Annotated in this window: 22 protein-coding genes and 1 pseudogene; 14 read left to right on the top strand and 9 right to left on the bottom strand. The window is 50.0% G+C overall.

Features of this window, described 5'->3' with window-relative positions; all coding sequences use genetic code 11:
* The first annotated feature begins 1,001 nt into the window (after positions 1-1,001).
* Positions 1,002-1,124 (top strand): hypothetical protein, encoded by a 123-nt coding sequence (locus tag H7A81_RS27685; protein ID WP_255478975.1) that lies wholly within the window; start codon positions 1,002-1,004, stop codon positions 1,122-1,124.
* A gap of 38 nt (positions 1,125-1,162) precedes the next feature.
* On the opposite strand, the gene H7A81_RS14280 is transcribed toward H7A81_RS27685, so the two are convergent.
* The 3 genes from H7A81_RS14280 to H7A81_RS14270 all read right to left on the bottom strand — a co-directional run bounded on the left by H7A81_RS14280 (position 1,163) and on the right by H7A81_RS14270 (position 4,313).
* Positions 1,163-1,882, bottom strand: a complete 720-nt coding sequence (locus tag H7A81_RS14280; RefSeq protein WP_182057846.1) for a hypothetical protein — start codon at positions 1,880-1,882, stop codon at positions 1,163-1,165.
* Between the two features lie 276 nt (positions 1,883-2,158).
* Positions 2,159-2,839: an SOS response-associated peptidase family protein gene (locus tag H7A81_RS14275; protein ID WP_182057848.1), complete on the bottom strand. Its 681-nt coding sequence runs from the start codon at positions 2,837-2,839 to the stop codon at positions 2,159-2,161.
* A gap of 694 nt (positions 2,840-3,533) precedes the next feature.
* Positions 3,534-4,313 (bottom strand): hypothetical protein, encoded by a 780-nt coding sequence (locus H7A81_RS14270; protein ID WP_182057845.1) that lies wholly within the window; start codon positions 4,311-4,313, stop codon positions 3,534-3,536.
* Positions 4,314-4,900: 587 nt separating this feature from the next.
* Between H7A81_RS14270 and H7A81_RS14265 the strand changes: the two genes are divergently transcribed.
* From H7A81_RS14265 to H7A81_RS14225, 9 genes are all read left to right on the top strand, one after another.
* A complete protein-coding gene (locus H7A81_RS14265) occupies positions 4,901-5,239 on the top strand; it encodes a hypothetical protein (RefSeq protein WP_182057844.1) in 339 nt (112 codons plus the stop codon).
* 10 nt (positions 5,240-5,249) lie between these two features.
* On the top strand, positions 5,250-5,465 hold the full coding sequence (locus H7A81_RS14260; protein WP_182057843.1) for a hypothetical protein: 216 nt from the start codon (positions 5,250-5,252) through the stop codon (positions 5,463-5,465).
* A gap of 112 nt (positions 5,466-5,577) precedes the next feature.
* Positions 5,578-6,672 carry a hsdR gene (locus H7A81_RS14255; RefSeq protein ID WP_182057842.1) on the top strand — a complete coding sequence of 365 codons (1,095 nt, stop codon included), beginning with the start codon at positions 5,578-5,580 and terminating at the stop codon, positions 6,670-6,672.
* A gap of 559 nt (positions 6,673-7,231) precedes the next feature.
* Complete coding sequence (locus tag H7A81_RS14250; protein WP_182057841.1) at positions 7,232-7,801, top strand: JAB domain-containing protein; 570 nt, start codon at positions 7,232-7,234, stop codon at positions 7,799-7,801.
* Positions 7,802-8,413: 612 nt separating this feature from the next.
* Positions 8,414-9,130, top strand: coding sequence for a HipA family kinase (locus tag H7A81_RS14245; RefSeq protein ID WP_182057840.1), 717 nt, complete (start codon positions 8,414-8,416; stop codon positions 9,128-9,130).
* Entirely contained in the window at positions 9,123-10,001 is an 879-nt protein-coding gene (locus tag H7A81_RS14240; RefSeq protein ID WP_182057839.1) for a hypothetical protein, read from the top strand. Before H7A81_RS14245 ends, H7A81_RS14240 begins: the two co-directional genes overlap by 8 nt.
* Positions 10,002-10,740: 739 nt before the next feature.
* Entirely contained in the window at positions 10,741-12,441 is a 1,701-nt protein-coding gene (locus tag H7A81_RS14235; protein ID WP_182057838.1) for a DUF4942 domain-containing protein, read from the top strand.
* A 103-nt stretch (positions 12,442-12,544) separates the two neighbouring features.
* Positions 12,545-12,916 carry a hypothetical protein gene (locus H7A81_RS14230; RefSeq protein WP_182057837.1) on the top strand — a complete coding sequence of 124 codons (372 nt, stop codon included), beginning with the start codon at positions 12,545-12,547 and terminating at the stop codon, positions 12,914-12,916.
* 538 nt (positions 12,917-13,454) lie between these two features.
* Positions 13,455-14,780 carry a DUF1173 family protein gene (locus tag H7A81_RS14225; RefSeq protein ID WP_182057836.1) on the top strand — a complete coding sequence of 442 codons (1,326 nt, stop codon included), beginning with the start codon at positions 13,455-13,457 and terminating at the stop codon, positions 14,778-14,780.
* A gap of 525 nt (positions 14,781-15,305) precedes the next feature.
* Here H7A81_RS14225 and H7A81_RS14220 read toward each other — a convergent pair.
* Positions 15,306-16,328, bottom strand: coding sequence for a S66 peptidase family protein (locus H7A81_RS14220; protein ID WP_255478976.1), 1,023 nt, complete (start codon positions 16,326-16,328; stop codon positions 15,306-15,308).
* A 292-nt stretch (positions 16,329-16,620) separates the two neighbouring features.
* Here H7A81_RS14220 and H7A81_RS14215 point away from each other — a divergent pair, with 292 nt between their 5' ends.
* On the top strand, positions 16,621-16,977 hold the full coding sequence (locus H7A81_RS14215; RefSeq protein ID WP_182057834.1) for a DUF4440 domain-containing protein: 357 nt from the start codon (positions 16,621-16,623) through the stop codon (positions 16,975-16,977).
* Between the two features lie 105 nt (positions 16,978-17,082).
* Here the strand turns inward: H7A81_RS14215 and H7A81_RS14210 are convergent.
* From H7A81_RS14210 to H7A81_RS14200, 3 genes and pseudogenes are all read right to left on the bottom strand, one after another.
* A pseudogene (locus tag H7A81_RS14210) lies at positions 17,083-17,297 on the bottom strand (YdgH/BhsA/McbA-like domain containing protein).
* Between the two features lie 486 nt (positions 17,298-17,783).
* Entirely contained in the window at positions 17,784-18,002 is a 219-nt protein-coding gene (locus tag H7A81_RS14205) for a hypothetical protein (RefSeq protein WP_182057833.1), read from the bottom strand.
* Complete coding sequence (locus tag H7A81_RS14200; protein ID WP_182057832.1) at positions 17,996-18,532, bottom strand: GNAT family N-acetyltransferase; 537 nt, start codon at positions 18,530-18,532, stop codon at positions 17,996-17,998. Before H7A81_RS14200 ends, H7A81_RS14205 begins: the two co-directional genes overlap by 7 nt.
* 331 nt (positions 18,533-18,863) lie before the next feature.
* On the opposite strand from H7A81_RS14200, the gene H7A81_RS14195 reads away from it, so the two are divergent.
* The 3 genes from H7A81_RS14195 (at position 18,864) to H7A81_RS14185 (ending at position 22,331) form a co-directional block, all read left to right on the top strand.
* Complete coding sequence (locus H7A81_RS14195; RefSeq protein WP_182057831.1) at positions 18,864-19,640, top strand: isocitrate lyase/phosphoenolpyruvate mutase family protein; 777 nt, start codon at positions 18,864-18,866, stop codon at positions 19,638-19,640.
* Positions 19,624-20,670, top strand: coding sequence for a bifunctional transcriptional activator/DNA repair enzyme AdaA (locus H7A81_RS14190; protein ID WP_182057830.1), 1,047 nt, complete (start codon positions 19,624-19,626; stop codon positions 20,668-20,670). The genes H7A81_RS14195 and H7A81_RS14190 overlap by 17 nt, the downstream gene beginning before the upstream one ends.
* Before the next feature lie 218 nt (positions 20,671-20,888).
* Complete coding sequence (locus H7A81_RS14185) at positions 20,889-22,331, top strand: IS1182 family transposase (protein ID WP_182057847.1); 1,443 nt, start codon at positions 20,889-20,891, stop codon at positions 22,329-22,331.
* Between the two features lie 407 nt (positions 22,332-22,738).
* Here H7A81_RS14185 and H7A81_RS14180 read toward each other — a convergent pair whose 3' ends face one another.
* Positions 22,739-23,377: a TetR/AcrR family transcriptional regulator gene (locus H7A81_RS14180; protein WP_182057829.1), complete on the bottom strand. Its 639-nt coding sequence runs from the start codon at positions 23,375-23,377 to the stop codon at positions 22,739-22,741.
* Between the two features lie 352 nt (positions 23,378-23,729).
* Positions 23,730-25,034 (bottom strand): hypothetical protein, encoded by a 1,305-nt coding sequence (locus H7A81_RS14175; RefSeq protein WP_182057828.1) that lies wholly within the window; start codon positions 25,032-25,034, stop codon positions 23,730-23,732.
* Between the last annotated feature and the right edge of the window lie 409 nt (positions 25,035-25,443).

Below are 25,443 nucleotides of genomic sequence, written 5' to 3'. Positions count from 1 at the left end.
ATTGCCGGGTCGTCAAGCCCCACTCCGCTAACCGGCAAAGCCGATAAGCTCCGCCGGACCGCGTGGCGTTCCGGGCCATACGGCTAGCGTCTGATGGCGAACATCAAAAGCAGGGGCTTTAATTCAGGTTAAGACTGAATGCTTACTTTGATTGTTGGGGGAAAGCTGCCGCTTTAAGCGAAAAGCAGTTTTGCGCAATTCAGTCGTTATGGATGCTGCTATCAATCCCGAGAGTCAATCAACCTGTAAGTTTGAGTTTTCGCCCTTCCAGATACCTCATCAAAAGCAATGTATGTAGAGCATGTTTAACCTTCAAATTGAACGAAAAATATGCATAAAAGTTCACAACACTAAGAACAACCCATGATGGTTGGTGTTTGTATCATTATGATTAATAAGTATTTATGGTGGTTGTGCAGATTCAAATGGTTTTTATGAATAGAAAGTAACTCTCATGAGTGACGAAAAGGGCAAGATGTTCCAATTTTTTTATGGCATGCTTATTTGGTCGAAAGCGAAGTGTATGAAACAGGTACAAAAAAACCGCCCGTAGGCGGTTTGATTGAAACCAGAAAAATGTTCTCAGGCATTTCTCCAGAATGGCAAAAATTGTTCTCAGGCAACTTTTGCCGCTGCTGATTTGCTTGAAGTAGCAAACACAAGCAGAAGCTTTCGACTGCAGTATCACGTTTTGGCTTGCGGTTTGCAACTTGTGCCGACGAGTAATTTTTACTCATCCCGTTCACTTAGAGGTGAAAATGTGAACGATTTGAATAGAAAAACATTGGTTTTTTCCGCACAAATTAATCGCAATCGGGAAAGGCAATGAAACCAAGAGCGAAGTTGTGGCATGCTCTCTCGTATCACTAACAGCAAGGTGGATTCTCAGCCATTCGGAACCTTGACTGTCCGTTCAACAACAATGACCGAGCACAAGCAGAAGCTTTCAATCTCTTGCGCGGCGCGCCGAACGCCACTGGTCCAACCGTAAGGCTTCACGCATGAGACGTAACGCATTCGTTGTATCGCTGCTGATGGCGTTGCTTAACCACTATAGCGGTGGCGAGGGTATGAATATCAATACCACCATCAACGCTCCGGTGACAGTAATCCACAGCAAGTGACAGTGAGCCGCCTTCGGGCGGCTTTTTTAGCCGAGGATCTATTTCCGGAATGCTTTGAATGGGTCTGGAGCTTTATGTGCCTTCAGAGCTTCTTCTACATCGTTGAAGTAGTTTTTTAATATGGCTGTCATCGCCTGAAGAGACCCAGCTTTAAAGTTAACTTGTTCACCATCTTGAACCAGTTCCTCAGGATAAGCACGCATCAGTTGCATTAGTTCAGTGATGGGCCTGTCTTCATTTGAGAGGTAACGCGCATCGTTATGAGCACAGGCGTTACGCAACTTAGTCACTTTCTTCACTGACGAATAATAATTTGAAGTGTTCATGCCTATAATATTTCTGGCAAACAAATCGCAACGCTCAAAACCACTCCCTCTAAGATCAACCAGCTTTACGGGCGTGTTGTGAATTCTTGCAAAGCCATTGCACAGTTTCTCGAAGTCGTGCTCAAGCATGCCGTATAACGTCAAAAATACCGAACGGCGTGTAACGCTTGGATAGTACGATGTGAACATATCATCCAGATCCACCGAACCGCTATCCAGCCCCATGTAATACTCCACGATGTGATAAGCATTATCTTCTGCGGAGATTTCATGTTCTTCGACTTCTGGGCCTTCAGAATGATACTGGCTTACATTAGCTGCTATAGAGGCATCCGTTTGCGCATTCAATGAGTCAATAATTTCAAACGTCAGGCTTACGTCATAGTGTGAAAATTGTGTTGGAAGGCTCGATAACCCTTTAAATGGGAACATGCCATATTTCCTGTATACGTTATTATTGCCAGGTGCCCGCTGGTGTGTCCGGCCTGCGTAGCTATATTCCGGCAATCCATCCGTGTTTGTGTCAAACCCAAACATCATCAAGCACTGCTGCTGGTCTGAATTTTAAACCAGCAACACTTACCCTAAACTGACCACCGATATCTAGAGGATGATGCAGGACAGTTGGTTACTGTCTTAAACGCTTCATGTGTATTACGATCATTTATAGCAGTAATTCCGGCAATTTCAGTCATGCTTTTGATTAAATCAAAGAAGAGGCGCGTCTAATTCTTTGATCAACTCTTCACCCTGGTTTCTCGGGCTTCCAACTCTTTTCGATACGGGATGCCAGCTGAAATCGCTTTCCGGCAGTGAAGCTTCCTTCGCTATTTTTTCCGCACGTTCCGGTGAAGTGTCTTCACTCAGCCACTCATTGACGGCTGACGCCTTCAGTACAAGCGGCCTGCGGTCGTGAATGTCTACCATGCCTTTGTTGCTCGCAGCAGTGACGATCAGGAAACCCTCGTGCCCGTGCGAGTCGTCATAGGGGGCTTTGCCGATCGCCGCGAAGAACATTGGTTCGTGGTTTTTTTGGTAGATACAGTAGGGCTGCTTTAATTCACCGCTTCGTTTCCACTCATACCATGCATCGGCAAAGACCACGGCACGGCCGTGGTTCCACAGCGGCTTAAACATCCGGCTGGAGGCGGCGGTTTCACTTCTTGCGTTAATCAGCGGCTGTTTATCCCACCATTCAGGGCCATAACCCCAGTACACAGGGTCGAGTTTCAGCTCGCCGTCGCGCTGGTTCAGCAACAGCACACTGGTGCCGGGTGCGACGTTGTAACGCCCGATAGGTTCCGGGTCGTGAACATAGTCGCTTTCGGCGATGCCAAGCTCATCAAAGTAAACGTCCCGGCTCTGGTACTGCGCAAATCGTCCACACATGTCTTGTTCCTCCTCCTTAAAGGATAGCGGCTCCTGCAGTGGCGTCCTCATGTTGTTAATCAGGATGAACTGTCCTTCACTCATGGCCCCCTAAGGCTCCCCGGCTGGCCGGGTCGTCAGCCCGACTGCGCTAACCGGCAACGCCGGTAAGCTTCGCCGAACCGCGTGGCATTCCGGGCCTGCGGCTGAGGGCTGATGGCAACGTCAGATTCAACACCTGCAGCTGTCTGGCGTCAACGCGTTCACTGGCCATAAAAGGCTGTGGCCGCTGAGGGCCGGACCGACGATAAGTCGTGCCGTCCGGGGCCGTTCCCTGTTCATCGCCTGCTGTTCTGTTTCGTTTCCCGACGTCCTCTGCCGTGCTGAAACCTGCCACACGGGCGTCCTAACGAAACGGTCGCTAACTAAATGTCTGCACCCGGTCCCGTTGGGCTGTGGCCAGGCCGTTTCCCCTGCGTTCAGCCTGTTTCCCGCACTCCGGTTATTCCTGATTATGCCTGGATCATATTCGGGGTCAGGGTCAGTAACGGGTATATGGGGTAGGTCAGGGGGTTAAGACGAGGGCGAACAGTCTAATAACATGTAATCTTAAATCCCAGCCTGTGAATGCCAGGCAGGCTGAGGCAATCCCGCAAATCGGCTATTGCATGGAGCGTCGATATAACGGAATTGCGGCTTGCCATCGAAAGAAGTCCTAATCTTGGAGTTTACTCGCTTTCTTCTCATGCCTGAGATATTCGCTATTTATCCATTCGGGTTCGTTACGAATAGCTGATCGCATGCAGTGTACTGGGATGTCATTCCAGAAAGCTGTAATGGCATTTGCGAACTCCATGAACTGAGTCTCACTGACCTCCAGCTGCTCATGACGTAAGCGAAAACGGTATCCTCCTGGAGTGGATATATCGTGATAATACTCAGGATGTGTAGCAGAAAGCTCCCGGTGGGCATGACCATCACCGTGCTTGTAGACATTAACGACCTGACGACAGGCATCGATTGTTTTGTAATACGGCTTATCGGTTATGTCCATTCCAATCCATTCAAGCATTTCAATTAGCCTTGGGAAGCCAATATCCCAGATCATTGATTTAATGGTTTTATGATCGAGCCAGTGGCTGAATTCAAGAATACACTTTTCCCGCAGTTCCTTATCAAACTGATGGAACATTCCTGCCGTCAGGCCAAGGGAAATCGCATTTTTCATTTCACTCAGAGCAAGCCAGAGCGATACGCCTTCCTGATAAGCATCCTCGTAGACTGTTCCTTCATCGTCATAATCGGGGTTAAAGCGCTTACCGGCCTCATCATGGTATTCCTGCTCTTTCTGTTTTGCTGCAGCTTCAAGATTGGAATCGCTAAATTGCGCATATATCCGTTTTCTGGCCTCAGAAACATAGAAATTGTGTTTGTTAAGGAAGTAAGGGCGATCGATGGTTGCAAAATAGAAAAGTGAAGAATCCTTATTGCTCATAGACAGTTTCCTGAGTGACTTATGGCCCCACCTGGGGAAGAACAGATAAAAATTATCAATTTTCGGAAGCGTCTTTAAGCGATTGCTGTAATTTATTCAGCTGTTATTAGCGCAAATCTTTCAGGGCGTACAGATAAGACATATAACCTCAAAAAATCTCCCAAAAACATGACCACCCTTGGCTCCCCGGCATACCGGGTCGTCAGCCCAACTACGCTAACCGGTCAAGCCGCTAAGCTTCGCCGAACCGCGATATGCGGCGTTTTGGGCCTTAAGGCTGGGGTCTGATGGCGACGGTCAACTACTGCAGCCGGCTGTCGCCGCTGCCCTCACCGGTCGCCTGAGACCTCTGAGGCCAGAGGCCAAGTGTACTGTTTCGTTGTGTTCATGCTCATCCCTCGTTGTTTCCAGACCTTCCCGGACGTCCTGCGCGGAGGGCTTTTCGCATCACCGCCATTCGGTCAGCACAAGGGTGAAGTGCACGCCGGTGGCGCCCTTGCGCTGCCCACCTGTCATTGCTCCTTTGCCCTCTGCCGCGCCACGCCGACCGGGACATGATTTCAGGAAATCGACACAGGAGAACCAGCATGAATACAGAAAACAGCCAGACCGCTTCAACCGCCGGGACATGGTTTAACAATCTGAGAATCGAACTGCTCAGAGTACGCCGTACGCAGCATCTGCGCCTTGCAGAGCTGGAGAACGTTCTGATTGAAATAGTCACCTCTGACTACGTGGATGACGGGTTAATCCTGCAGTGGGCGGGGCAGGTTGCTGAAGCGGGGCTGCTGACGCACCAGATGATCGACAGCGGCTTTATCAATACCCCGGCGATGTTTGAGCTGGCCTTGTCCGTTCAGGAACTGGCCGTTTTCACGCCTGGAAGGGTAATCAGCAGGCCCGGCGGTGGGCTGCCGGGTCAGTAAGGAGACAGAGATGAACTTACAACAACGACTGGCGGAAAACCTCAAAAACCCGCTCCGCGCCGGATATGTGACCTTTACCGGATACGTGATGACCGAAGCGGAGTGCTGCTCCTATAACCTGTATATCGAAGAGGCGGCGCGCCCCTGGATAAGCGAACGGGCGTGCGAGTATATGCTGGAACAGCGACACCGCTATTTTGTGCTTATCAGTGGTGAGTCAATGTAATTATTCCAGTAAGACCGGCCCATCGTCCCCATGTAACGTTTCTAAATTGAATGCTACGGTTAAGCTGAATATTTATAATCCGCGCCAGATGTTTAAAAAGGTTACTAACTCAATGAAAAACAGGAAATTCATATTTGATAACAATGAAGAGCCATTTGTACCTAAAGAGGTCCAGGCTCTGATCAACAATGGTCTGGAGTTTCTGGATAAAGCACGAGCAGAGCTGGAAGATTCTAAACCAAAATTTTCGATTGTCAGTTTCTGGACAGCAGTAGAGATCATGCTGAAAGTGCCTCTGATACATGAACACTGGAGCCTTGTGTGTTCAGGACGGAGAATTGAGCGGTCAAAATACCTTGCCGGTGATTTCCAGTCGGTGACATACGATGAAACCTGCCAGCGGCTGGGGGATGTCCTCGAACGCCCCTTGCCGAAAGAAACTATTGCCGTATTCAAAAAAGTTAAAGACCACCGCAACCGAGTGGTTCATTTCTATCATTCTGAATTCACCGATACTCAAGTAAAGGCCATTCTTGATGAACAGGCTGATGCTTGGTTTGCGTTAAATCGTTTTATGCGCGATCAATGGAACAACATTTTTGGTGGACCACTTAACTCAAAGCTGGCCTCAGATGAGGACCTGATGGTCAGGAGTTCGGTATTTTATTCAGATGCAAAGTTTCGTTATCTGAAGCCTACAATCGATGAGAAGAGTAAGCAGGGGTTCAGTATCACAACCTGTACTGTCTGCAGCAAAAAAGCTGCCTTTGACAATTTATTTAATGAGGAAAGTGGGAATACTCTTCACCAGACAAATTGCTTGGTTTGCGGTTTCAAAGCAGATCCATTTATTGAAGTCACATGTCCTGTATGCCAGGCCAGACAGAATCTGAACGGTTCCGGCGAAAAGGATTTTAATTGCGATAACTGTAACCATTCCTCTTCCCTTCACGATTTGCTTAATGAGTGGGATGGCAAACTTGAAGATTTCAGTCATTCGGGTCTCCCGGCAAGCTGTTGTGACTGTGACGGGTATGAGACGGTATGTGAGTATGGTGGTAGCTATCTGTGCACGGACTGCCTTGTACTTCACGAATCACTCAGTACCTGCAACTATTGTGGCGGACGCTCGACATCAGTCTCTGAAATGAGTGCTCTGGTTGGGTGCGAATTTTGTGAAGGAAATACTAAGTACCTAAATGACTGATCAAGGCCGTTCTTTGCTGCTTACCATCGGTAATTATTGGTTTTACTCTGCTACGCACGCTTATGGTCGGGTGTCATTCCGACTGAAGTCACATACGCCCCCTCCGACTCCCCGGAGGGCCGTGTCGTCAGCCCTACTGCGCTAACCGGCCAGGCCGGCAAGTTTCGCCGAACCGCCAGATGCGGCGTTTCGGGCCTCACGGCTGGGGTCTGATGGCAAACATCCAACATCCAACATCCAACACCTGCAGCTGGCTCGCGCCAGCGCGCTCACTGTCCACCAGACTCGGCGGCCGCTAAGGACCGGACCCGCATATAGCCGCCGTCCGGGGCTGTGCCCGGTTCATCACCTGTTGTCCTTTGAGCCCCTTCGCCGTGCAAAAACCTGCCACACGGGCGGCACCGCGCAAGGGTCGCCTTGCTAAACGTCTGCACCCGGTCCCGTTGGGCTGCGGCTTTGCCGTTTCCCCCTGCGTTCTGCCCGATGCCCGCGCGCCTGTTCTGCTCACACGGCGAGGAACTCAGAGAAACATCACTTAAACGCAAACAGGAGAAACAACATGTCACAGCAGAACGTCAACACCCCGGCTTCAGAATCTAAAGAATCATCATCACAACACAGTAGTGATAACCTGCGCTTTTTCAGCCGTCTTCACGTGCGCGACACGCAGGGGAATTACGTGATGGCAACGGACAGCCAGATCCTGGCTGAGGCAGTACTGGCGATTGATTATCGCTATCCCACAGGCACGACCTTTGACTCATCTGCAGTGTCAGGGGAGTTTTTCCGGGCGAAGCTTGCGGGACGCTGCCGTGAAGTATTTGCGGTGGCATTTCTGAATAACCAGCATCAGATGCTGGCCTACGAGGAGATTTTTGAAGGATCCATTGCGAGTGTTGAAATCCATCCTCGCGAAGTTGTTCGCCGGGCGCTTCAGCTTAATGCCGCCGCTGTGATTCTGAGCCACAATCACCCGTCATTCACGCCAGAGCCGTCCAGAGCAGATATCACTATTACGGGACGGCTCAAAACGGCGCTTGAACTGGTGGCAGTGAGGGTTATCGATCACATTATCGTGGCAGGTAACGAGACGCTATCGCTGGCGGAGCGTGGGCACCTTAACGGCTGAACCATCGCCTGATTATTCCAGCAGGGCGGGGGCCACTCCGCCTCCTTTTAGCGCGCAGAACGGCGGGCGGCACTGCGTGCCGGGAGAAGCCCGGTGCTGACGCACCGGTCATTCCCCTTCGCCAGTATTTTCTCTCCCGGTTATGCAGCCATACTCTCTTGCATCACAGCTGCCTGAGGCTGTTTATACACCTGCTGTGAGGGAACTGTACCTGTCCCTTAAGGGCAAACGCATTAACAGCCTGATGGCCCCCTTCGGCTCCCCGGTGAACCGGGTCGTCAGCCCGACTACGCTAACCGGCATGCCGCTAAGCTCCGCCGAACCGCGAGGGGAGGCGTTTCGGGCCTCGGGCTAGGGTCTGATTACAAAAGTCGAACACTCAAGACAGTGGTATCCGAAGGTAAGGTGACCGATTACCCTCTGCAATGCTGTCGACCGTTAAAGATGTGATAGAGAAGTATCTTAATGATGGCTTGTCAATATGACTGTGTTTATATACAGTCATTGTGTGACTGTTCAAATCACCAGTTCAGTAATTTTCTGATTCTCAGATAAAATCATAAAAAATGAAAATTTTCTGGGACTATGGTGCGATTGAGAATAGGGCGGTTATTGCCGGGTTTCAAATCGTTGGGAATCGGATCACGCTTACCTGTCAGAGGCACTGCGTTAACTGACGGTGGAGAGTTCACGGTTATCGCAAAACGGATTCCCGATCGGGAACTCGCCGTTGAACTGATTTGCGCATGCATAGGTAGAGAAATCGGTTTACCTATTCCTGAGCCAGTACTCCTCCTGGATCACGGCGGCGCTTGGTATTTTGGCAGTATTGACCTTGGCCATCCCAACCTGCAGCAAGTAGCTGTATTTAGTGATCAGGCTATCCTTGTTAAGTTAGAACAATGGCCTGGTCTGGTTAAAGCCGCATGCTTTGATGAATGGATAGCAAATCCTGATCGGGGTAACGAGAATCTGCTCTTTGATGGCAATGGTTTTATCCTCATTGACCATGGTTTGGCCATTCCAGAGGGCATGGGTTCAGGTGACTGGACGGATGATTATTACTGCAACCAGTTGCTCGATGTTGTCAGCAATGGATGTGAAGAATCAAGCTTAGTTCGTGAGTCTAAAGCGCAGGAAATGATAAATTTTTCCGCGCAGTTTGAAGGGTTCAGCACGATATACAGCCCCGATGCATTCCCAGAATATATTGAGCCTGGATACAGAAAGACGCTGTCCGGATTTTTGACTGCACGCATCAACAGGTTAGGCAGCGAGCTTTACCGTAAACTAAATCCTGAACAGGGGGCATTGGATTTAAATGATTAATTTCGATGGGCTTCTGGGACAATTACCTGATTTACCAAACTATCAAGCAAAATGGGTTCCCGTCTATCTTGAGCCGATGATGGCCTCTGGCGAGCGAATTACTATCGCTGTTGCTGCATTAGGATATGACGGCACCGCAATGGTACGTTCAGCACTGAGAGCGGAAAAAGCAAAAGCCATGTACGCGGAGAAGTCTGATCCTTTTATGGATCTAATCAAAACCGCGATCGATAGTCTCCAGTTCCATTTAGATACTCGTCAGACGTTCGCGGACTGGGTTCGCCCATTTAGTGGATTAGAACTGGGAGAGCCCCGATCGGCATTGTCGTCAGATATTATTGGTGTGTTAAGGCAAGCCGTTTCAATGTCAGCGAGCCTTTCCGCCCTGGATTTTGATGCGCCTGTAGAAAAAGATAATTATAAAAATGACAGCTGGGCAAATAAATTTAGAGATACTGTCGTGGCTAATTCCCCTTGGCTCGATAAATACTTTCGTGCAAGGTTTTCGACACGTAATTCTTCGAGAGATTTAAGGGTTTTTTTCCTAAGCCCAAACATCGCGGTGAACACCGGAAAGCTTATTCCGGGGAGCGGTATTTCATATCATTTTGACATCAATAAATCTCGGTTATTAGACCTTCTCACCGTGAAAGAGAATGAAGGCAGTATGGCTCCAAGAAATCATCATGAGCTGATTGTGTACCGCCCCGCCAATGATGATGCTTCTTACAGCAAAATTCAAATAAAGGCCATCGACGCTTATGTCAATGCTCTGAATGATGCTGGAGACAAACATAATATTCGAGTAACAACTGCTGTGTCTGCTGAAGACGCTACCAGAAGACTACTGAAACTTGAGTCTGGTTTTTAAATCCCACCTGGTAAGAGTTTATAACAGGCTACTTTACCGTAGTCTGCTTCAATAGAACGCTGCACCACATGTTGTTGTTAATACATATTACGTTCTCTGAAATTTATAAAGCCGCCTCTGTGCTGCTGAGAAAAATAACGTTCCCCACCCCCGGTTACCTACCCCAATTGCCCAAGATTAAGTCCCGTTACGGAGTTTTAATTCCTCCCTTATCAGTATAAGGGCTTCTGCGATGGCATTTTGCAGCTTACTTCAGAGCTGATTGTCTATATTACATGGCCCCTTCGGCTCCCCGGCGAGCCGGGTCGTCAGTCCGACTACGCTAACCGTCAGGCCGGTAAGCTCCGCCGAACCGCGAGGGGGGCGTTTCGGGCCAGACGGTTGGGGTCTGATGGCAACGCCCAAGCCAACCCCTGCAGCTGGCTGACCGCCAGCGCGTTCACTGGCCACAACATCCGTGGCCGCTGAGGACCGGACCGGCATAAATCCGCCGTCCGGTGCTGTTGCATGTTCACTACCGGCCTTCCTGTTTCGTTCTCTTGAGCCCCTTCGCCGTGCAGAAACCTTTCACCCGGGCGGCCTCACGCAAGGGTCGCCTGGCTAAACGTCTGCACCCGGTCCCTGCGGGCTGCGGCTTTGTCGTTTTCCCCTGCGTTCTGCCTGATACCCGCGCGCCAGTTCTGCCCCCACGGCGAGGAACTCAGAGAAACATCACTTAAACGCAAACAGGAGAAACAACATGTCACAGCAGAACATCAACTTCACGGCTTCAGAATCTAAAGAATCATCGGTTTTTAGAGGCCATGGCGATTTAAGCCAGGCGGGTGAGGTGCTGGGGGAAGGGTTCTTTGCCCCGGTCGAGTCCGATCTGGTGGATTCCCTGCTGGGGCGTTATCAGCACACGCGCGCCATCATCGGGGAAATCGCAGGCGCAGTGACAAGCCATGAGAATACGCCTGCGGTGGCGCATTTTATCAGCGGGAATCTGAGCGGCCGCCGGGGCGGCTACGGTTTCTCCGTGGGGGAGGTGTTTAACGTCACGGGTGCAGTCGCGTCGCTGAATGCGGCGTACTGGCAGGAGGCGCTAAACCTGACGGACGTGTACGAGTACATGCCCAACGATCGCCGCAATGAATGGAACGAGCAGATCCGCGAGATGAAAGCGCCGGACTTTGAGGAGGCAACCGTGCGTTCCACGCTCTCCGGGCTGCTGTTTTCGCGTGAGAAGTTTTTCTCCGAGCGCGTGGACGGCATCTTTCGCAACCTGTCAGGGGAGCACGTCACCAACCGCCCGGAAGGCTTCGGCAAGCGCATGATCATGGCGCGCGTCTATGACGAGTGGGGCGGCAATAACTACCAGCGCACCGGATATATTGACGATTTGCGCCAGGTGATCGCCAAATTCATGGGCCGCGATCCCACCAGCTACCGCACCACCGACAAAATTTTGCAGATTGCACGCCAACGCGCCGGGGAGTGGCTCACGCTCGATGGCGGTGCGCTGCGCGTCAAAGCTTTCCTGAAAGGCACTGCGCATCTCGAAATTCACCCGGATATGGCCTGGCGTCTTAATGACATTCTGGCCTTCCTGCATCCGGCGGCCATTCCGGCGGAGCACCGCCAGAAGCCACGCACGAAGGCAAAAAGCTTTGCCCTGCAATCCAACCTGCTGCCGTTTTCTGTGTTGTCTGAGCTGAGCGAGCTGGAGATCGAGCGCACCACGACATTTCAGCCTAACCGCTGGGACGAACCGCGCGAACCCATTACGACAAATCCGTTTAACCGCCGCTTTAAAGGGTACCGGGAGGGAGACAAGGCCGCGCGTGCAGAAGCGGAAAAGGTGCTGTTGAGCCTGGGCGGCGTGAAGAAAAACATCAATGCGCTGACCTGGTATGAGTTCGATTACGACCCGACCACGGCGATTCAGGATATTCAGCTCAGCGGGGCGCTGCCGGACCAGAAAACACACCAGTTTTACCCGACGCCCGGGGTGCTAGCCTCACTGCTGCTCGATGAAGTGGCTATTCAGGCGGAGGACAAGTGCCTGGAGCCGAGCGCGGGCATGGGCGGACTTGCTGACCTGATGCCGATGGCGCAGACCACCTGCGTGGAGATTTCGCCGCTGCACTGCCGCGTGCTGGAAGCCAAAGGTTTTAACGTGATCGAAGGGGACTTTTTGCAGTGGGCGCAGGAGACTCGCGAGCGCTTTGACGTGGTGGTGATGAATCCACCCTACAGCGAAGGCCGCGCCCTGGCGCATTTAAACGCGGCGGCTGAACTGGTGAAACCCGGCGGGCGACTGGCCGCTATCCTGCCTGCGGGCCTGTTGTTTAAAGATGTGCTCAAGGACTGGAGCTGTAGCTGGTCGGGCATTCACAAGGACATGTTTGCGGGAACGGGGGTAAGCGTGGTGCGCCTGGTGGCTTACAAGCCCGAATAAACCACAGAAAAAAGCAGGGTGTAAGCCCTGCTATTCTCAGCCCCTGATTTCCACGAAGAAGCCGGGGCCTCACGGAACATCGATCACCCAGGAGAAGATCAACATGTCTACAGCGCAAACCTTACCACTGGATAACGAGACAAACCCCGTCCTGACCGATACCCGCGAGCCGGTGCGCATGGACGTCATCGAGCAAATTGCCGCAATGGCGGAAGGCACCGAACGTCCGGCGCTCATCTGGGGCAACACCGACCGGGCCACGGTCGCCGCTGAAGCGCTCTGGATCTTTGCCCGACGCGTCGGGCTCGATGGCCGGGGCGATGATGCGTTTACGGCGGTGCAGGATCTGATTGCCAACCTGATGCACCTGTGTGATCAGGAGGAGATCACCTGCGGGGAGGAGACGTTTGCGTCACTGGTGAACCTGGCGGAGATGCATTATCTCGCCGAACTGGATGAGAACATCGGACTGTAAGGCGGCGGGCCGGGTCTGGCTCCGTCGCTGCCTGCGAGCGCGCCGGAAAGGCAGGCGGCCCTGCGGGCCTGGGAGTGCCCGGTGCTGACGCACCGGCCGTTTCCGTACGCCGTTCTGTAGTCTGTTGAGTCTCTATCCACTATAGAGAGCATGCGCTCTTTTTAGTGGTTAGCTTAACCGGCAGCACGGACCCTTGAGAGGTTGAGGGAATGTGGCAGGTGGTCTGTTTACCCGGTTTTTGCGTGTTTTTTTGTGAGCATTGCGTGATGAGCGTGTTTAAACAAATGGGATGGTTGGCCCCCTCCGGCTCCCCGGCAGGCCAGGTCGTCAGCCCGACTGCGCTAACCGGTAAACCGGCAAGCTTCGCCGAACCGCGAAGGGCTGCGTTTCGGGCCTGACGGCTGCGGTCTGATGGCGACAGGCAACGTGACGGTGGTGGGGTAGTCATGCGGTCTGCCTGAGCATTATCGTTTGCGTCTGGCCCACTTAAAACATAAAACAGGTTAACCTTATCAGAGCGTTATTGAAGGAGGATGAGATGGGAAAAGGAACAACGTTCAGTGCGCAGATAACCGGGTTGCTTCAGGGTGGAATTTTTCAGCCTCATGAGCAGCTCGATTACGACAGCGACTGGCGCAAGAAGCTTGGGGATGCGTACGCGAATAAAGTGGAGGCCAGAGTGACCTGCCTCTGCAAAGGCAAGCCAGATGATTTGACCCTTCGCAGGCTGGTTGTTCGCTACCTGAAAGATTCTGACCGCTTCAGCCTTTCAGGCTGGAAACACAGCGGCGGCCAGCACCGGCATGACTGTCGCTTTTACTCGGTCTGGCCCGATGACACGTCGGCAGGTGCCTATTCATCAAGCGTCGTCAGGGTCAATGATGACGGTACCTTCAGCATCACGCTGCCGGTCGGGCTTTCGCGGCAAACCGGTACCGACAAAGCCGCATCTGACGTAAACCCGGCCAGACACCCGCGCACGGGTAAATCCAAACCTTCCATGAGCCTGCTGGGGCTGGGGCACTTTATCTGGCAGCAGGCTGAAATCAACACCTGGAAACCGCAGTACGTGAAGAACCGCCAGCGCAATGCGCTGTGGCTGGCCAGCCGGATCAACGGCATGGCGCAGAACATACGCATCAGCAGGCTGACGCTTGCCGACGTGCTGCTCGTCAGCGCTGTGGGTGAGGGGGCTCAGAAAGAGGCTAACCAGCAAAGGGTCAGTTATTCTAAGGACAATCAAAAACGTATGCTGGCCATCGCACTGCTCAAAGCAGATGCAGAGCAGGGTTATGCCGAGATGCAGGCAGGGCACCTGATCCTTTCCAGCCCGCTGGGATTCCCGAAGCTTAATGTGTCCCCCAATGTCTTCAGAGCCTGCGAGCGCAGCTTTGGAAACGAACTCAGTGCCTGGAAGGCGGGCCATAAAGTGGTCGCTATTGTTGAAACGGAGCCACCCACGCGTCGTTATGAAAGGATAAACGGTCGCAATGTTCCCATCACGGAAGCCGAGGTCATTGGGATCGCGCTGATGCGCGTGACACCGCGCTTTATTCCGGTGGACTCTGGTTATGAGGCGATTATCGAAGCCCGCCTGTGTGAAGAGGAACGAAGCTTTATCAAACCCCTACGCTTTGATGCTGAGGAAGACACCTTGCCGGATTTTGTCCTGACGGATGTGGATGGCAAAGAGTCCGTACCCATGGAAGTGTTTGGCATGAATACGGATGAATACCGTGCGCGACGTGCGGTGAAAACTGAAGGGTACAATAAGGAGTACGGGGTGGGGGGATGGTGGTCATGGGATGCTACGCGAAAAGACGCAGAAGAGAATATTCCTGCATTCCCCGCCCAGCGCGATTAATAGCAGATGGCCTGATATGTCTGGCCGCCTGCAGCCGACTCCGGTCGTTGCCAAGCATCCGTGAGAAACGGGAACATTTTTACTATGGGGAAACGCTCCATATTCTGCGGCGTATCGCCAGCTGCGATCCAGCCTGTGATGCCAGCATGATTACGGCGTCGGGTATACCCGTTAAAGTTGCCTGCACCCAAATGGATATTGCGCATCCAATGCAAACCGCTATGGCAACGGACAGAGAGCTTTCCGGTGAGGATGCCGCAACAACCTTGACCAGGTCACTGAATAAATCGCGACACAGTGCAGACGTTACAGAGCTTCTGAAAAGAAATATCCGCATTATGGTTATTTGCATCCACTTGGCTACCCGTTTGCATTTTACTTGACCATCGCCAACAAAAAATTGCCACTGATGCTGAGGGGGGAGACATGGCATTCCGTGACCGGCAGCTGTGTGCCAATAGCGGAAGTAGCTAACAACAGTCGGTGTCAATCATCGGGGAGCTGGTCAATTAGCTTCAAAATAGTTCAGCTCAAATATTTACCTGTTATTGCGACAGTACACTTATCGAAATCAATGCTTAATGGAACACCCAGAGGTAAAGTAAGCATTGGATGTGTATGACAACAGTCAAACCCGTCTATGAGCGGTAAAGGCTTATTTTCCAAAACCTCCTGTAAAACCTCTGCAGGCTGACGTCCGGTATTTGAGCTATCAAAAAGCTCATGTTTTCCTAAAATTATTGCGCTCACTTTGTCCAGTATGCCGTTAAGTTTTAACATAGAGAAAGAGCGTTCCACTGTAGCAATATCCTTCAGACTGTCTTCTATGAACAAGATATCGCCTTCCTGGATTTCAGGCATCCATTGACTGCCCATAATTCCTGAAAGCGTGTTTAAGTTACCACCTATCACTCGCCCTTCAATGATGCCGGCGCCTAAAAATCGACAGTTGTTCTCGTAAAGTATTTTGGGTCTGACTGGCTCAGCGTTGTCCCAGTTCAGACGTTCATCAGTCCATTTTTTTGGCAGACGATAATGATAGGGGCCTGAACGAGGCTGCATCAGTAATTCGCAGAACGACTGGTAGGTCTCATTAACTAAAGGAGGAAATTCACCAAACGAAGCCACCAGTGCGGGTCCGTAAAATGTAACCAGCCCTGTTCTGGCGTAGATACCTGCAAGCAGTGCAGTAGCATCAGAGTAGCCGATGATTATTTTTGGATTCTCACGAAGCGTTTGATAGTCAAGATATGGCAAAAGCGAATTGCTGTTACTTCCACCAATAGTGGACATAATACAGCTTACTTCAGGGTCACGAATGAGCGCATTAAGTTCGTCTGCTCTCTCTTTAATAGTCCCTGAGCGATAGTAATCTGACAGTCCGGTGAGATTACCTGCCTTCAGTCTGAAACCTTTTTTTTCAAGGAAGTATTTAGCGCGATTAAAGCGGTTAGGTGCCGTCATGGTTACGGGAGATGATGGTGAAAAGAAACCAATCGTATCACCAGTACTTAATGGAGGTGCGAGCAGCGTCTGCTTTGAATATATATTTCCATATCCTCAACTTTAGGGGCTTTAATACATCCACACGTAGATAAAATTTGAGCTAACACTATCAGTATTTTGTTTGCTTACAAACCGTATCATTCGTTGACCAAGCGCTCGAGGCAATAAAAATAAGCATTTTTTGCTCTTCACACTTTTCTCCTCCGTTCTTAATGTCCACTCCTCGCTCAAAACTGCCTCTAAGTTGCAACCACGCTGAGAGCCTGCAGCGGTTCAGTGAAGCACTTTTATGTTAGAAGATAGCATCCGGTAGGATCACTTGAGGATAAGCAGAATGCTTCTGGAAAAGCTCAGGTTGCTGGAATGCAGCCTTCACGATGACAGGCGAAACGACCGGGAGTGGCTTGAGCGGCTTCTCCACCCTGAATTCCTAGAAATCACACGTTCAGGCGTGATAGTTGACCGCTCAGAGACGATCACGTCGCTATTAAACGAGAAAACTGCATCGCCTATTATCAGCAGTAATTTCCGACTCACCGAAATGTGTGAAGGCTGCGCCATACTTCACTACCGGACGTCTTATGCTGACGGCAGTCGTCCTGCATTGCGTTCTTCCTGCTGGCTGTATTCGGATAAAGGACACTGGACTCTGATTTTTCACCAGGGAACGCCAGTCGAAGGCACTGCTTAGGTTCGCTGCTGGGATGTTCTTTTCAATTTGCCTGTATAACAGTTCAGATACAAAAAAGGCCGCCCGTGGGCGACCTTTTCTGGCACTTCCTTTTGCGACCATCCGTTATTTGTACAGCTCAGCGGTCATGTGAACGACGTTGCCGTTGCTGGCCTCAATGATTTTGTACTGCGCGCCCTGCTGCTGGGCCTGCGCGGCGGTTTGGCCTCGGCACCGTCCATAGTCAGGGACGTTGCGGTAACGCTCTGCGCGAAGCTGGCTGCTGACATTAGTGAAAGAGCGGCAACGGCGGCGATAGACATAGCTTTGATAGTTTTCATGGTCATTATCCTTGGTTTGTATGGTTGAAAGCGTGTTTGCTTTCGATGAGATAATGATAACCATGGTTACTATTGCATTATTAACAATAAATTCTGGTATTGTGATCGTGCTAACTATTGCGGCAATAGGTGTACTCAATGATCGGTTTGGCGCTGGGTTATTATGTTTAATGTAGAGAACATCCCTGTAGCTATCTTTTTGACGTCCGCAGATCGCTCGCAGCGGTCCCTTGAGTCTTGCCAGAGGCAGCCTCGTGCACAGGCTGTGTGAAAACTGTTTTGGTCGCTTAATCTGCGTAAAACAGGGTTGAAAATAGCGATCATACGTAAAATTCGGCTCAACTAACCTGTCGATTAATTCCAGATTTTGCGTAGATGCGCGCACTTAAGTTTTAGGTCACAGTTTTCACACAGCCTGTGCCAGGAGCGGAAGTTGAAGGACTCATAGGAAATCGGTTGTAATGAGGGTGTGAGCCTGACGGATGACTATTCAACACGTTTCACATCAGGATGACGCGCTGTTGCTGCTTCATGGAAAATATCCCCCAGCCAGCCAATGATTTCGTCTTCCGGCATACCGTCCGGAATAGCAATATCGTAAAGCCGGGAAAATTTTCGCTCAGTCAGGTCTGCACGAAATATCAGCCAGCGATCACCTTCGCGCTTAATCCCAATGTGTCGTCCGTATACGTTGTAAATCAACATAATTGTTTATCCCAATCGGCGTGGGTCAATGTAAACAGCATACTGGCTGGCGAATTTCTAACATCATGAATGTCCCGGACATACCTGAGTCCGGCTTTCGTTAGGACTTTCTGCGATGCCAGATGATTTGCTCTTACTATGGCAGAAATATCTGGCAGTTCCAGTTCATTAAACCCATAGCTGACTGCATAGTTAGCAAACTCTGTCGCCAGGCCTTTTCCCCAGGACTCAGTGGAGAAGCGATATCCCAGGTTATTGATAGTAATATCGGCATAACTGCGGATGTTTAGTCCGCCAAAACCGATAATCCTTTCGGGATTATCCTTTAGCGAGATAGCCCAGTTTCCGAAACCGTAATCTTCCCAGTGTTTAAGCCATCGAACCAATACATCGTGGGCATAATCAATATCAGGATACGGTCCTGCAGGATTAAACGTATTTGTGGCAGGATCGCCATAAATTCTGAAAAGGTCATTTCCGTCTGAGTTGATTACGGGACGAAGATGCAGTCGAGAAGTAATTATCGGCAAAATGTCTCCTGATTTATGTATTCATTGAATGGGTTACATTGCTGTTTTTATAACCACAATCCTTCAGATTCACAACTGGGATGTTATGTTTCAGATGATGAAAACACTTGGTAGTCATCAATAATCGTCTGCAGTTCGCTCCCGGCTGACCTTATACTTGGCTTAGGTCAGTTGAGCGCCAGGAGCAGGCTTGGAAAGTGACGAACAGGTCAGTCCCGCCTGGAAAACTTACTTGCCCCAACTTTGCTAAAAAATGGTCGTCTGAATTTCGGTTGTGTCATTTTTCCTGACTGCTTAGATTCATCTTCAACCGGATTGAGAGGATATGAATATGAATTTCGCAGAACTCCACAGCCAAAATGAGCCCTTACTTGTCGCGAATGTATGGGATGCCGTCAGTGCTATCTCAGCGCAGAATGCTGATTATCAAGCTCTGGGCACGTCCAGCGCAGCCATTGCAGCCACATTAGGATATGAAGACGGTCAGAGTATGCCGTTTGATGAATTACTTTATATTGTCACCCGCATTCGGTCCGTCAGTAACCTGCCATTAAGCGTTGATATGGAAGCCGGATATGGTGATTCAGCTGAAGAGATTACAACTCATCTCAAACGCCTTGCACTTCTCGGCGTATCCGGGGTAAACCTTGAAGACAGTCGAGTGGTTAATCACGTCCGTCAGCTTGATGATGCTTCTGATTTCTCCTGTACGCTAAGAGCTGTATGCGATGCACTCAAATGTGAGGGTTATGATCTTTTTCTGAACGTTCGGACGGATACATACCTGCTTGGCCATGAAAGAGCGTTCCAGGAGACATTAAAACGCGGTCAGCTTTATAAAGACGCAGGTGCTGATGGCCTTTTCGTTCCCGGTTTGACGTCAGAGCAAGACATCAGTCTTATTGCTGATGCCATTGGGCTGCCCCTGAATGTCATGTGCATGCCAGACCTTCCGCCATTTAGCAGGCTGAAACGGGCAGGAGTAAGCCGCATATCTATGGGTAACTTTGTTCATTCGGCTCTTCAGTCAACGCTAAATGATTTGCTGAAAACGATTCGGTCCCATCAGACGTTTGAAGGACTTTTTGTTAATGAAAGTAGCCGATGATGAATTGTGCGATGTCTGGTATCAGGCATTACTTGAACGCGCTTCAGAGTATACGGGGGTATTTTTTGCTGGCGTCATAACGACCGGCGTATTCTGCATTTCGGTGTGCCGCGCGAGAAAGCCTAAGCGTGAAAATGTTGAATTCTATAAAGATGCAAAATCCGCCCTGGCGGCAGGCTATCGTCCATGTAAAGTCTGCAGGCCAGCTGAAAATGCTCATAGTGCGCCGTTATTTGTTGAAGAAGCGCTTGCACTTGTCAGGCAGGATCTCAAAATCCGTATAGCCGACGCAGACCTTCGTAAGCATGGAATCAGCCCGGAACGGGTGCGACGCTGGTTCCTGCAACATCATGGCATCACGTTTCAGGCATTCCAGCGAATGCAGCGGGTTAATATTGCTATTCAGGAGCTTAAAAGCGGACGAACGGCAACGGATGTCGCACTGGATAATGGCTATGAATCTCTGAGCGGGTTTGGTTATACCTACAAGCGGCTCACTGGCGCAGCTCCAACTCAACCCGCTCAGATCATTGTCATTCATCGGTTTACTACCACGCTGGGGCCTATGTTGGTTTGTGCGACTGAACGAGGCGTGTGCCTGCTGCAGTTTACCGATCGAAGCATGTTAGAAACCGAGTTTAGCGACATCCAGTGTTTAATGAACGCCAGAATTGTCGCAGGAGAAAACCGCCATACCCAGCAGGCAGAAAAAGAAATCAGCGAATATTTTGCCGGAACACGCCGGCATTTTGATCTGCTACTCGATCTCATAGGGACTGATATTCAACGGTCTGCCTGGCAGGCACTGCTTGCTGTGCCCTATGGTCAAACTTCCAGCTATCGGACTATTGCGCTGCAGCTAAACAAACCTGATGCTGCAAGCGCAGTTGCCGCTGCGCACGGGGCAAACCGGATCGCCATTGTTATTCCCTGCCACAGATTAACCGGACTAGATGGAGCCATCACCGGATATGATGGAGGCATAGCGCGTAAAGCGTGGCTACTCGAACATGAAAAGAATATGTCTTAGTTAAACCAATGTGTTGCATCCATCCGTTTAACTCACATATCTTTGCAAACCCTGGCAGGGTAAACTTCGGCTATGTGCCCAGGCTGTGTGAAAACTGCTGATCACGTTTTGGTCTAAGCAGTGGCTTAATATGATCAACCATTCTTGATAAACCCATGCAGCAGCATACTTTATTTAATAAAATTATAATCATACGATTAAATATTGCAGGCGCAGATATGACTCATCATATTAAAGGCCAAGGCAGATATCAGGTGACGTTGCTCCCTGAAGTGCTTGATGATTTTGTCACAGAAGACAACGCTGTCAGGGTTATTGATGTCTTTGTTGATGAATTACAACTTGATGCACTTGGCTTCGAGCGCGTTAATGCAAAACAAACTGGGCGGCCTGGATATCACCCCGCAACCATGCTGAAGCTGTACATTTATGGATATCTCAACCGAATTCAGTCATACCGCAGGTTAGAAAAAGAAGCCCATCGCAACGTTGAATTAATGTGGTTACTTGAACGATTAACGCCTGATTTTAAAACCATTGCAGACTTCAGAAAAAACAATGGTAAAGGCATCAAAAATGCTTGTCGGGCTTTCATTGATCTGTGTCGGCAGATGCAGATGTTCACCGATGTAGTGGTTGCCATTGACGGTAGTAAGTTCAAGGCGGTAAACAGCAAATCGAACAACTTCACGCCCCAGAAAACAAAAGGCCACATCGAAAGGGTTGAGCAAAGTATCGCTCTTTACCTGAATAAACTCGATGAAGCTGACAAGGCTGCGGAGCCCGATAAAGGTGCAGGTTCAACCGCTGAAAAACTGGCATGGCTCCAAAAACGACTGAAAGAACTCAAGAAAATCCAGCATGATGTTGTGCAGCACCCTGATAAGCAGCTGTCACTGTCAGATCCTGATTCCCGGCTAATGAAGATAAACAATGTTAACCGCCAGGTTAGTTATAACGTTCAGACTGCTGTTGATGCTAAATATCACCTGATTGTTGCGCATGAAGTAACGAATACACCAGACCGTGGGCAGCTAACATCGGTGACAAAATTAGCGCAGAACGCTGTTGGCAAAGCGGATATTACCGTACTGGCTGATAAAGGTTATTACAGCCGGGGAGATATTAAAGCAACGCAGGACTTAGGTGCCGTAGCCTTAGTACCAAAAGGCGATACCTCTGGCGCTGACCGTAAAGGTCTTTTCAATCGTTCATTGTTCAAATATGACCAGGAAAAAGATATTTATATTTGCCCGATGGGTAACGAGCTTCAGAACCGATTTACGATGGTTGAGGATGGTTTAGAACAGCAAATGTACTTTAACAATATTGCCTGTCGCGATTGCAGTCAGCGGTCAAGATGCACCACATCAAAACGCGATCCAAGACGGATAAGGCGTTGGGTTCATGAAGCAGAAATGGAAGACATGCAAGCCAGGCTTAATGCATCGCCACAAACAGCTGTCGTGCGAAAGCAAACGGTAGAGCATCCGTTCGGGACAATTAAAATGTGGATGGGAGCGACTCACTTCCTGACGCAAAGGTTTAAAAACGTCAGCACAGAAATCAGTCTGCATGTACTGGCTTATAACCTGAAAAGAATGATGTCCATCTGGGGTACCGAAGGACTGGCCATTATGCTGCGAGAACGATGCAACTAGCGGCAATGGCCGCTTTAACCCCTAATAACAGGTCATTAGTACTCAATTTCCAGCACAAAGCCTCGTTTTGCCTCTTCATACAAATCACCGCGAATACGGTCCATATCAGGAATATCATGCATCCCTGGCTAGTGTTAGTCCCCAGATACTGCAAAAACCGAGTTTATACACAGCCTGTGCCAGGAGCGGACGTCAGTATCAGGCACCGGAAAAGGATATTCCGGCGCTTTAAGTAAGAGGCCAGAAGTTTGAGTAAGGCACACATGTCTTTAACTGAGACAATGGGAAGCGTCTTTTGAAAAACTTTCCCTTATCGACCCAACCACATAAAGCCATGCCATTTTCACATTCGAGCACAACCATTGTATTTCTTCTTTTTTGACGCCGAACAATTGTGCCCACCTCCATCATGTTGATGCCTGTCTGGAGAAGCCTTTCCCATCTTCATTTCTGTTTAAGAGCACCGATCTGACAATAAATTCGTTACACCTTTTGAGTTCGTCAATTTCGGGCTGAATTTTCCCGTAAACTCGCATCCCTTCCAGCATCATAAAAATGCTTATTGCCATTGTTCGTGGGCTTTCATCGCACCGAAAAAGCTGCTGCGTCTGACCTCTGCATAATATTTTCTCCAACTGATTGATTATTGAATTGAATTTATGATGAACCTTACTTTTTATCTCTGCATCACCCGGTAGAAGTTCACTGGCCGCGGCAATGGTAAAACAACCTTTTTCTCCATCAGGAGAAGATGATAAAAGCGCTACAAATTCTAACGTTTCGCGCAATGCCTTTTCTGGAGATAACTCCGCATCGCGTTCTGCTGCTCTGGAAACACCTTCATCCATGTATTGCTGTAAGGCCGCGAGATAGATTGTGCGTTTATCAGGGTAAAGCTTATAGATACTTGCGCTTGCAAGACCAGAGGCTTTCATGAGGTCGGACATTGATGTTGCCCGATATCCTTTTTGCCAGAAGCATTCCAGCGCGGTATTGAGAAATGTTCCAGGGTCGAATTCTCGGGGCCTACCAACAGATGCTTTCATTTAATCCTCCAGAAGTGAGAATTAATTGTAGATCGATCAATCTACAATTAAAAGTACCTTCTCCGATTTACCTGACAAACTTGTCCAAGCTGCAAAGCTTGATGAGAAAATGTCTGCTGATCGCTCTTAGCTGCCTGTAAACCTCGTTGCATTTTGTTGGCGAAGGTCAAGTAAAATGCAAACGGGTAGTTAAGTCACATGCAATTAAGCACATTATAACGACAGCCCGGGCAGGGATGTTTTGGCGGGGTGGCCGGTGTTCAGGCAGTTAACCTCCCCGAACACGCAAAAGAACTGGGAACCTGTCATTTGCCCCCGGCACCGGTTGGATACAGGGGCGGTGAGAGATCAGCTAGCCTTGTTCCTGCGAAGATTCATCCTTCTCTTCGCGTCTGACTACGCGCGCGTTCAGCCATGCGGCAAGGCGTCTACCCGAGTGAAAGAGCACCCGAATAAGGGGAAGCAACGCCGCCATGACCAATACCCTAAGTACGAGTGCTGATTTGCGAAGTATGAATCGGATTATCATGAGCAGCCAGGATGGGGGACGAACACTATCCTTTTCACGCATCGATCTTGAGGCATTAGCAAGCTTACCTCCCGCGACAAAAGCCAGCATAAGAAAGACGAAATAGCGCGCATTATGGCCCCGGTCGATTTCCTGTATGCGTTCATCGGCGCTCTGCATGGATTTATGCAGATTCAGTAGTTCCTGCGCAAAACCCGAACGGAGGAAAACGACTGGGGTTTTAAAATCGGTCCCGTTCAACGACAACTCTATGGGGACCGTCTGACAATTCCCCCGAATTTGATCCGATGAGCATGCCCAGATATTGAGCGCATCAATCTGTTGTTGCAGTAAAGGGTCGCTGGCTACTCTTGCTACCCAGTCAGGCTCGTCGATTCTGGCGCGCAGAATATCTTTCATCTCCAGGCGGTTCTGAATTCCCCACCTGATGTCAGGTACCAGTGCACATAAATCCGGTGCACGGCCTGATACCTCAGGATCAGCGCAAAGGGAGGCAAGATTCTGCACGCCGTCGTGATAGAGCGTAAGGATGCGCATGGTGCGATCGCCTGATTCAGACAGGTCTTCCTTATACGATGGCAATCCGCTGTCCACGACAAAATACAGCGCAGCAATTAAGCCTAAAACGTACCAGATATGGTCATAGGCATTTTTGAAGGTGCTTATCTTCCAGAAGGTGCTGAACAGCATGATGACTGACCAGCCCGCAACCAGACAGATAGCCAGATTGACGGCAGCGGATGAGGTGCTGCCGGTAAAACTCGCTCCGAACTGAAACTTATCGGGCCCGTAATCATGTAAATCAGGCAGATAGCCCATCAGGCTCAGCACGCCCGGCAGGATCCACAGACACAGGCTTATCCAGCCAGCCCATTTGTTCAGGTAAAATCCCGCACGAATGTTCAGTAGTGAAATCGGTACCAGAATGAAGGTCAGTAAGAACGTTAAGCTATAAACTCCATGTTTCGGACTGATGTTCCAGGGGTAGATAACATCCGTACCCATTTGCACCGGCAGATCGTTTATATAATGAAAGAACTTCAGCCCCTCAAGATTCTGAGCCAGTCCCCATGCCCCAAGATTGCAAAACAACATGTAAGGGAGAATGAATTTAAAAACCAGAAGCATATGCACTGTGTATCCATCTGAAATAAATGAGTTTTCAGAATATTTAAAAATCACCGCCGCTTTAAAGTCTTATCCCCCGATGTTCGTCTGGATTGCGACATATTCTTTTAAATTTCCTTCGAATTAAGCATGACAGACTTCACGGCTGATTCTTGCTCTCGACTTTTATCTTCACCAAAGATGGCCCCCTTCGGCTCCCCGGCGTTGCCGGGTCGTCAAGCCCCACTCCGCTAACCGGCAAGCCGGCAAGCTCCGCCGGATCGCGTGGCGTTCCGGGCCGTCCGGCTAGGGTCTGATGGCGATATCCCCCCTGCAGCTGGCTCACGCCCGCGCGTTCACTGGCCACAAAAAGCCGTGGCCACTAAGGCCGCCCGCCTTGCGGTCGGGTGTGTGCCTGCTCATCTCTGAT

The sequence above is a fragment of the Pantoea sp. ME81 genome, assembly GCF_903970985.1.
In the GTDB taxonomy this organism is placed as follows: domain Bacteria; phylum Pseudomonadota; class Gammaproteobacteria; order Enterobacterales; family Enterobacteriaceae; genus Pantoea; species Pantoea communis.
The sequence above is the reverse complement of the archived record's forward strand: the minus strand, read 5'-3'. Positions and strand labels throughout refer to the sequence as shown.

Coding starts and splice junctions, on each gene's coding strand:
- H7A81_RS27685 (WP_255478975.1), top strand. CDS start 1,002: ATGAGACGTAACGCATTCGTTGTATCGCTGCTGATGGCGTTGCTTAAC.
- H7A81_RS14280 (WP_182057846.1), bottom strand. CDS start 1,882: ATGTTCCCATTTAAAGGGTTATCGAGCCTTCCAACACAATTTTCACAC.
- H7A81_RS14275 (WP_182057848.1), bottom strand. CDS start 2,839: ATGTGTGGACGATTTGCGCAGTACCAGAGCCGGGACGTTTACTTTGAT.
- H7A81_RS14270 (WP_182057845.1), bottom strand. CDS start 4,313: ATGAGCAATAAGGATTCTTCACTTTTCTATTTTGCAACCATCGATCGC.
- H7A81_RS14265 (WP_182057844.1), top strand. CDS start 4,901: ATGAATACAGAAAACAGCCAGACCGCTTCAACCGCCGGGACATGGTTT.
- H7A81_RS14260 (WP_182057843.1), top strand. CDS start 5,250: ATGAACTTACAACAACGACTGGCGGAAAACCTCAAAAACCCGCTCCGC.
- H7A81_RS14255 (WP_182057842.1), top strand. CDS start 5,578: ATGAAAAACAGGAAATTCATATTTGATAACAATGAAGAGCCATTTGTA.
- H7A81_RS14250 (WP_182057841.1), top strand. CDS start 7,232: ATGTCACAGCAGAACGTCAACACCCCGGCTTCAGAATCTAAAGAATCA.
- H7A81_RS14240 (WP_182057839.1), top strand. CDS start 9,123: ATGATTAATTTCGATGGGCTTCTGGGACAATTACCTGATTTACCAAAC.
- H7A81_RS14235 (WP_182057838.1), top strand. CDS start 10,741: ATGTCACAGCAGAACATCAACTTCACGGCTTCAGAATCTAAAGAATCA.
- H7A81_RS14230 (WP_182057837.1), top strand. CDS start 12,545: ATGTCTACAGCGCAAACCTTACCACTGGATAACGAGACAAACCCCGTC.
- H7A81_RS14225 (WP_182057836.1), top strand. CDS start 13,455: ATGGGAAAAGGAACAACGTTCAGTGCGCAGATAACCGGGTTGCTTCAG.
- H7A81_RS14215 (WP_182057834.1), top strand. CDS start 16,621: ATGCTTCTGGAAAAGCTCAGGTTGCTGGAATGCAGCCTTCACGATGAC.
- H7A81_RS14205 (WP_182057833.1), bottom strand. CDS start 18,002: ATGTTGATTTACAACGTATACGGACGACACATTGGGATTAAGCGCGAA.
- H7A81_RS14195 (WP_182057831.1), top strand. CDS start 18,864: ATGAATTTCGCAGAACTCCACAGCCAAAATGAGCCCTTACTTGTCGCG.
- H7A81_RS14190 (WP_182057830.1), top strand. CDS start 19,624: ATGAAAGTAGCCGATGATGAATTGTGCGATGTCTGGTATCAGGCATTA.
- H7A81_RS14185 (WP_182057847.1), top strand. CDS start 20,889: ATGACTCATCATATTAAAGGCCAAGGCAGATATCAGGTGACGTTGCTC.
- H7A81_RS14180 (WP_182057829.1), bottom strand. CDS start 23,377: ATGAAAGCATCTGTTGGTAGGCCCCGAGAATTCGACCCTGGAACATTT.
- H7A81_RS14175 (WP_182057828.1), bottom strand. CDS start 25,034: ATGCTTCTGGTTTTTAAATTCATTCTCCCTTACATGTTGTTTTGCAAT.